Annotated in this window: 7 protein-coding genes; 5 read left to right on the plus strand and 2 right to left on the minus strand. The window is 71.0% G+C overall.

What is annotated here, in order from left to right; all coding sequences use genetic code 11:
• Window positions 1-176 precede the first annotated feature (176 nt).
• The 4 genes from ABZW32_RS28015 (at window position 177) to ABZW32_RS28030 (ending at window position 4,793) form a co-directional block, all read left to right on the plus strand.
• Window positions 177-1,493: a PhoH family protein gene (locus ABZW32_RS28015; protein WP_356220851.1), complete on the plus strand. Its 1,317-nt coding sequence runs from the start codon at window positions 177-179 to the stop codon at window positions 1,491-1,493.
• 444 nt (window positions 1,494-1,937) lie between these two features.
• Window positions 1,938-2,660: a transglycosylase SLT domain-containing protein gene (locus ABZW32_RS28020; RefSeq protein WP_356220853.1), complete on the plus strand. Its 723-nt coding sequence runs from the start codon at window positions 1,938-1,940 to the stop codon at window positions 2,658-2,660.
• Window positions 2,661-2,776: 116 nt separating this feature from the next.
• Window positions 2,777-4,120 (plus strand): AI-2E family transporter, encoded by a 1,344-nt coding sequence (locus tag ABZW32_RS28025; RefSeq protein WP_356220855.1) that lies wholly within the window; start codon window positions 2,777-2,779, stop codon window positions 4,118-4,120.
• Entirely contained in the window at window positions 4,104-4,793 is a 690-nt protein-coding gene (locus ABZW32_RS28030) for a hypothetical protein (RefSeq protein WP_356220857.1), read from the plus strand. Before ABZW32_RS28025 ends, ABZW32_RS28030 begins: the two co-directional genes overlap by 17 nt.
• Window positions 4,794-4,853: 60 nt before the next feature.
• Here ABZW32_RS28030 and ABZW32_RS28035 read toward each other — a convergent pair whose 3' ends face one another.
• On the minus strand, window positions 4,854-5,393 hold the full coding sequence (locus ABZW32_RS28035; protein WP_030226238.1) for an alkyl hydroperoxide reductase: 540 nt from the start codon (window positions 5,391-5,393) through the stop codon (window positions 4,854-4,856).
• A gap of 3 nt (window positions 5,394-5,396) precedes the next feature.
• Window positions 5,397-5,951 carry a peroxiredoxin gene (locus ABZW32_RS28040; protein WP_356220859.1) on the minus strand — a complete coding sequence of 185 codons (555 nt, stop codon included), beginning with the start codon at window positions 5,949-5,951 and terminating at the stop codon, window positions 5,397-5,399.
• Window positions 5,952-6,116: 165 nt separating this feature from the next.
• Between ABZW32_RS28040 and ABZW32_RS28045 the strand changes: the two genes are divergently transcribed.
• A complete protein-coding gene (locus ABZW32_RS28045) occupies window positions 6,117-7,070 on the plus strand; it encodes a hydrogen peroxide-inducible genes activator (protein ID WP_356220861.1) in 954 nt (317 codons plus the stop codon).
• The last annotated feature ends 159 nt before the right edge of the window (window positions 7,071-7,229 follow it).

The raw sequence follows: 7,229 nt of genomic DNA on the forward strand, positions 1-7,229 counted from the left end.
CGGGTGTCGAGTCTCAGCGGACGGCACAGGGCCGTCCGCCCGGGAGGCCCTTTGCACCAGGACGCGCGTGCGGTTCGCACGGACGGATTGGAGGGCCGGAATTCGGCCCTGGCATGGGTGCCGTTGACCGGTCCGGTCTTCATGGCCCGACCTCTTCCGAGGGGGTACGTCCTTCCGTGGTGACCAGCACAAAGCGCCGCCTGCCCGACAGGCGGACCTACGTCCTCGACACCAGCGTCCTGCTGGCAGACCCCAACGCGTTCTCCCGCTTCGACGAGCACGAGGTCGTGCTCCCGATCGTGGTGATCACCGAGCTGGAGGCAAAGAGGCACCATCCCGAACTCGGCTACTTCGCGCGTCAGGCCCTGCGCCTGCTCGACGACTTCCGGGTCCGCTACGGTCGCCTCGACGCCCCCATCCCGCTGGGAGATCTGGGCGGGACCCTGCGCGTCGAGCTCAACCACTCCGACCCGGGCGTCCTGCCCGCCGGCTTCCGGCTGGGGGACAACGACTCGCGCATCCTCGCGGTCGCCCGCAACCTCCAGGCCGAGGGCTACGACGTCACGGTCGTCTCGAAGGACCTTCCCCTGCGCATCAAGGCCTCCTCCGTGGGGCTGCTCGCGGAGGAGTACCGCGCGGAACTCGCGATCACCGGTGCCGGCTGGACCGGCATGAGCGAGCTCGCCCTCTCCGGGGAGCAGGTGGACCTCCTCTACTCCGAGGAACGGCTCTACGTACCGGAGGCCGCGGAGCTGCCCGTGCACACCGGACTGGTCCTGCAGTCCGAGCGCGGCAAGGCCCTGGGCCGGGTCACGGCCGACGGCAACGTGAAGCTCGTGCGGGGCGACCGGGAGGCCTTCGGGCTGCACGGCCGCAGCGCCGAACAGCGCATCGCCCTCGACCTGCTGCTCGACCCGGAGATCGGGATCGTCTCGATGGGCGGCCGGGCCGGCACCGGCAAGTCGGCGCTGGCCCTGTGCGCGGGCCTGGAGGCGGTCCTGGAGCGCAGGCAGCACAAGAAGGTGATGGTCTTCCGGCCGCTGTACGCGGTCGGCGGCCAGGACCTCGGCTACCTGCCCGGCGACGCGTCCGAGAAGATGAGCCCCTGGGCGCAGGCGGTCTTCGACACCCTCTCCGCGGTGGCCGGGCGCGAGGTCATCGAGGAGGTGCTGGGCCGCGGGATGCTGGAGATCCTGCCGCTCACGCACATCCGCGGCCGCTCGCTCCACGACTCCTTCGTGATCGTGGACGAGGCGCAGTCGCTGGAGCGCAACGTCCTGCTGACCGTTCTGTCCCGGATCGGGGCCAATTCGCGGGTGGTCCTGACCCACGACGTGGCCCAGCGGGACAATCTGCGGGTCGGCCGGTACGACGGAGTGGTCGCCGTCGTTGAGAAGCTGAAGGGGCATCCGCTCTTCGCCCACGTCACGCTGACCCGTTCCGAGCGCTCCCCGATCGCCGCCCTGGTCACCGAGATGCTCGAAACGCTCTGACCGGTACCGATCGCCCACCCGGCCCGAAAGGGTCAAAAACCCCATAGTGGGATGGTGAGTTGGCGCCGCCCGGCAAAGGCCCAGGAGCCTAGCCGGGCGGCGTCGTGCCGCACAGGGCTTTGGCGAAAACGACGGCAACATGCCAGGTGTGACCTTTCCCACGCAACGTGGAATTGCCCTGCGGCGTCGCGGTCCGGCAGAGTCTGTTTTCCGTCAGGCCCCGCATACGGCACACCTGTATCTCCCGTTCTCCTCGGGGGATGCGCGCAGCACCACAACTCCACAGCCGATGTCCGTATGCCGCCCGGTTTCACGCGGCAGCTCCCGCAGGGGAGTTGCCCACGGGCCCGCGTCTCCGGTGACCGCACCACCACGGAGGCCAGTGTTCGAGGGGGCACTCTCGCGCCCGTGCGGTCACTGCGGACGCTGCTGGAAGGACACCGTGTGAGCCGGATCTCGGTTCGGGGGTTCGCAGTGGCTTCGGCCACCGCGGTCACCACCGTCGGCGCAGTCGTCGGAGTCGCCACCGGCGACGCCGCCTCCTCGAACGACATCGAGACCACCGCATCGGGTGCGACTCTCCTCAGCGAAATCCCGGTCGGCGAGCAGGCCCAGGTCCAGAGCGCGTCCCTGACGCAGCAGGCCGACGCCATCGCCCACGCCGCCGACACCGACGCCAAGCGCTCGGCGGAAGAGGCTGCCCGCATCCAGGCCGCCGACGACGCCAAGTCCAAGAAGGCCGACGCCGAGAAGGCGGAGAAGGCCAAGAAGGACGAGGCCGAGGCCAAGGCCAAGAAGGAGCGCGAGGAGAAGGACGAGGTCGCGAGCCGGTCCGCCACCCGCGACGCCGGCGACTTCCCGCTCCAGGGCTCCTACACGGTCGCCCAGGTCAGGGCGATCGCCCAGCAGCTGGTCCCCTCGGGCCAGTTCCAGTGCTTCTCGAACATCATCAACGAGGAGTCCACCTGGAACTACCAGGCGGTCAACTCCTCCTCGGGCGCCTACGGCCTGGTCCAGGCGCTCCCCGGTTCGAAGATGGCCTCGGCCGGCTCGGACTGGCGCACCAACCCGGCCACCCAGATCAAGTGGGGCCTGGGCTACATGAACGAGCGCTACGGCAGCCCGTGCAGCGCCTGGAGCTTCCACCAGGCCAACGGCTGGTACTAGCGCAACCGCCTCCGGGCCGGTTCAACCTTGAGGGGCCCCGCACCGTCCTACGGTGCGGGGCCCCTCGCGTGTACGGTCGTGAGAGGTGTGACCGTAGGGCGGGGGAAGGGAACGAGATGTCGAAGAGGGCAGGCTGGCTCGGCCGGCTCGGCAGCAGACTGAGCCGGATGGAGGCGCGCCTCGACGAACGGCGGGCCGAGGTCGAGGCCGAGGCCACCGGGGAGCCGGTGGCGCCCGTCGTGGTCGCCGCCGAGGCGCCCGTCCCCGTACCGCAGGGCGCGTCCGGGCAGCTCCCGCCGCCGGGCCGGCCCGATCCGGTGACCGTCATCCCGTGGGGCATGCGCGTGGCCGCCGAGGCCAGCTGGCGGCTGCTGCTGCTCGCCGGGATGCTCTGGGTGCTGATGAAGGTGATCAGCGAAGTCCGGCTGGTCGTCCTCGCCTTCGCGGCCGCCCTGCTGGTGACCGCGCTGCTCCAGCCCTTCGTGGTCCGGCTGCGCGGGCTCGGGCTGCCCAGGGGGCTGGCCACCGCCGTCACGGCGATCCTCGGCTTCGTCGTCATCGGACTGGTCGGCTGGTTCGTGGTCTGGCAGGTCATGGAGAACCTCGACGACCTCTCCAACCGGCTGCGCGAGGGCATCAACGAGCTCAAGAGCTGGGCGCTGGACAGTCCGTTCCACGTGACCGAGAAGCAGATCAACGACATCGCGAAGAACCTCAGCGAGACGATCGGCACCAATACCGAGGAGATCACCTCCGCCGGGCTCCAGGGCGTGACGGTCCTCGTCGAGGTGCTGACCGGAATGCTGCTCGCGATGTTCTCGACGCTCTTCCTCCTCTATGACGGCGCGAAGATCTGGAACTGGGTCCTCGGCCTGGTCCCTGCCGCCGCCCGCCCTGGCCTCTCGGGCGCCGGTCCGCGAGCCTGGCGCACGCTCACGGCGTACGTGCGCGGCACCGTCCTCGTCGCGCTCATCGACGCCGTCTTCATCGGCCTGGGGCTCTACTTCCTCGACGTGACGATGGCCGTTCCGCTGGCCGTGTTCATCTTCCTGTTCGCCTTCATCCCGCTGGTCGGCGCCGTGGTCTCCGGGGCCCTCGCCGTGGTCGTGGCGCTGGTGACGCAGGGCCCGTTCATCGCCCTGATGGTGCTGCTGGTGGTGCTGGCGGTGCAGCAGATCGAGGGGCACGTGCTCCAGCCCTTCATCCTCGGCCGCGCGGTACGGGTCCACCCGCTCGCGGTGGTGCTCTCGGTCGCGGCCGGCGGGCTGATCGCGGGGATCGGCGGCGCGGTGGTCGCCGTACCGCTGGTCGCCGTCACGAACACGGTCGTCGGCTACCTGCGGGCCCACGCCCGCGAACAGCACCTGTCGGCCCTCGCGATGGGTCCGGCCCCGCACGGCGCCACGGCCACGGCCGTGGCCGTGACGGGGCCGGGGGCGGGCGATGATCAGCGAGCCTGAGCTCGAAGGGGAGTGGCCCGCGGGCCGGTCCGCCGGGGAGGCCCGGCCGGACGCTCCGCCGGCGTCCCCGCCGTCGGGCGGCGGGCGCGTGCCGTGGCGGTGGGCGCTGGGCGGTGCGGTGCTGGCCTCGATGGTGTGGGCGGGCGCACTGGTCGCGCAGGAACGTTCCGCCGAGGCCGGTCCGCCGATCCGCTACCGGCACGCCGAGAACCTGTGCGACGAGGCGCCCCTGAAGACGCTCGGCGCGATCGGCGGCTCGGTCGACGGGCGGAGGCCCAAACACGGCGAGAGCCCCGCGCAGGACTGGGCCTACTGCGCGATCGGCATGAGCGGCACCGACGGACAGCCCGCCTACGAGCACCAGGTCGTGGTCGAGCTGCACAGGAAGCGCGATCCGGGGCCGGAGTTCGGCACCGGTCCGGGTCTGGAACCCGGCATGCGGCCGGTGGGCGGCGAGGTGGAGCAGGTCCCCGGGCTCGGGGAACGGGCGCTGATGACCACGGTGGTGGGCTGGCCCCAGCTCCAGGTGCTCGACGGCGGGGCGGTCTTCACCCTGACCTCCCGCTGGTTCGCCATGGACGGTCCGGGCAGCGCGCAGGAGCCGGACGAGGACGCGGTCAAGGCCGCGATGATCGAGGACATGCGCCAACTCATGGCCCGGTTGCGCAGGTGAACGCGCAGGGCCCCCACGGCCGGTGACGGCTGTGGGGGCCCTGCGCGTTCGCGCGGGTGACTACTCGGCGGCCAGGGCCGCTTCGGCGTCGAGGGTGACGGCGACGGCCTGGATCACCGAGGCGATCTTGAAGGCCTCCTGGACCGTCTCGCGGTCCACGCCGGCCTTGCGCAGGACCTGCTCGTGCGAGTCCAGGCACTGCCCGCAGCCGTTGACCGCGGAGACCGCGAGCGACCACAGCTCGAAGTCGATCTTCTCCACGCCGGGGTTGCCGATGACGTTCATCCGCAGGCCCGCGCGCAGCGTGCCGTACTCCGGGTCGGAGAGCAGGTGGCGCGTGCGGTAGAAGACGTTGTTCATCGCCATGATCGCCGCGGCGGACTTGGCGGCGGTGTACGCCTCGGGCGACAGGGCCGCCTTCGCCTCGGGCTCCAGCTCGCGCAGGACGCGCGGGGAGCGGGAAGCGATCGCGCAGGACAGGACGGTGCCCCACAGCTGCTGCTGCGAGAGGGTGTCCTGGTTGCCGATGACCGAACCGAGGTTCAGCTTCAGGTCCTTGGCGAAGTCCGGTATGGCGGACTTGAGGGAGTCGAGGGACATCCGTCACTCACCGGCCAGCAGGGCGCCCGCGTTGATGGTGTCGTCGCCCTTGTTCCAGTTGCAGGGGCACAGCTCGTCGGTCTGCAGGGCGTCGAGGACCCGCAGGACCTCCTTGGGGTTACGGCCCACGGAACCGGCGGTCACCATCGAGAACTGGATCTCGTTGTTCGGGTCCACGATGAAGACGGCGCGCATCGGCAGGCCGTCCTCGCCCAGGATGCCCAGCTCGGTCGACAGCTCGCGCTTGATGTCGGACATCATCGGGAAGGGCAGGTCACGCAGGTCGGCGTGGTCCTTGCGCCAGGCGTGGTGGACGTACTCGGAGTCGAGGGAGAAGCCGAGGACCTGCGCGTCGCGGTCGGCGAACTCCTCGTTCAGCTTGCCGAAGGCGGCGATCTCCGTCGGGCACACGAAGGTGAAGTCCAGCGGCCACGCGAAGACGACCTTCCACTTGCCCTCGTAGGTCTTGTGGTCGATCTGCGTGAACTCGCTGCCGGCTTCGAGGGAGACGCAGGCGGTCAGGTCGTAGCTGGGGAACTTGTCACCGACAGTGAGCACGAACTCTCCTTGCGAACGGGAAAGTGACCCTTTTGGGGGCTTTCCGAAGGGGTTGGACGGATCTCACATGCTGACACAGCTGCATTGATTACGGAAATAGCTACTCTTGTGGTGGGTGATCGGAGGTACCTATCAGTGGCTGTCGGTAATAGGGGACCGAAGCAGGTGAAGCAGACCAGGCAGGCGCGGCAGGCCAGGCAGCCGACGCTGGCCCAGTTGCGCGCCTTCGCGGCGGTCGCCGAACACCTGCACTTCCGGGACGCCGCCGCGGCGATCGGCATGAGCCAGCCCGCGCTCTCGGGCGCCGTCTCCGCACTGGAGGAGGCCCTCGGGGTGCAGCTGCTGGAGCGCACCACCCGCAAGGTGCTGCTCTCCCCGGCGGGCGAGCGGATCGCCGCCCGCGCCCGCGGGGTGCTCGACGCGATGGGCGGGCTGCTGGAGGAGGCCGAGGCGGTCCGGGCCCCCTTCACCGGGGTGCTGCGGCTCGGGGTGATCCCCACCGTGGCCCCGTACCTGCTGCCGACCGTGCTCGGGCTCTTCCAGCGGCGCTACCCGCGCATGGACCTCCAGGTGCACGAGGAGCAGACGGCCTCGCTGCTGGAGGGGCTGGGCGGCGGGCGCCTCGACCTGCTGCTGCTCGCCGTGCCGCTCGGCATGCCGGGCGTCACCGAACTGCCCCTCTTCGACGAGGACTTCGTCCTGCTGGCCCCGCGCGAGCACCCGCTGGCCGGGCGGCGCGACATCCCGCGCGAGGAACTGCGCGGCCTCCAGCTGCTGTTGCTCGACGAGGGCCACTGTCTGCGCGACCAGGCCCTGGACATCTGCCGTGAGGCGGGCCGCGGCGCCGGGGCGGACGTCACCACCACCGCCGCCGGACTGTCCACGCTCGTCCAGCTGGTCGCGGGCGGGCTCGGGGTCACCCTGCTGCCCCGCACCGCGCTGCGCCTGGAGACCGCCCGCAACGAGTACCTGGCCACGGGCTACTTCGAGGAGCCCGCCCCCTCGCGGCGGATCGCGCTGGCCATGCGGACCGGGACGGCCCGCCAGGAGGAGTTCCGGGCCGTCGCCGCCGCGCTGCGCGAGGCGGTGCGCCCGCTGCCGGTGTGGCCCACCGACTGAGGGGGCCGTCCGGGAGCGGGCGCGCCGCCCGCTTCCGGACCAGTCAGCCGTCCGGCTGCGTGGTGCGCGGCCGGCCGCGCGGCGGCCCACCGGAGCCCCCGCCACCACCACCCTGATCTCCTGCGGTGACGTGACCCAGCCGTCCACCACCATCGAGGT

Origin of the sequence: Streptomyces sp. NPDC004667, assembly GCF_040609475.1 — a bacterium.
Classification (GTDB): Bacteria; Actinomycetota; Actinomycetes; order Streptomycetales; family Streptomycetaceae; genus Streptomyces.

Bases quoted from the DNA above. Each gene is read 5' to 3' on its own strand.
- ABZW32_RS28025 (WP_356220855.1), top strand. From the start codon at position 2,777: ATGTCGAAGAGGGCAGGCTGGCTCGGCCGGCTCGGCAGCAGACTGAGC.
- ABZW32_RS28030 (WP_356220857.1), top strand. From the start codon at position 4,104: ATGATCAGCGAGCCTGAGCTCGAAGGGGAGTGGCCCGCGGGCCGGTCC.
- ABZW32_RS28035 (WP_030226238.1), bottom strand. From the start codon at position 5,393: ATGTCCCTCGACTCCCTCAAGTCCGCCATACCGGACTTCGCCAAGGAC.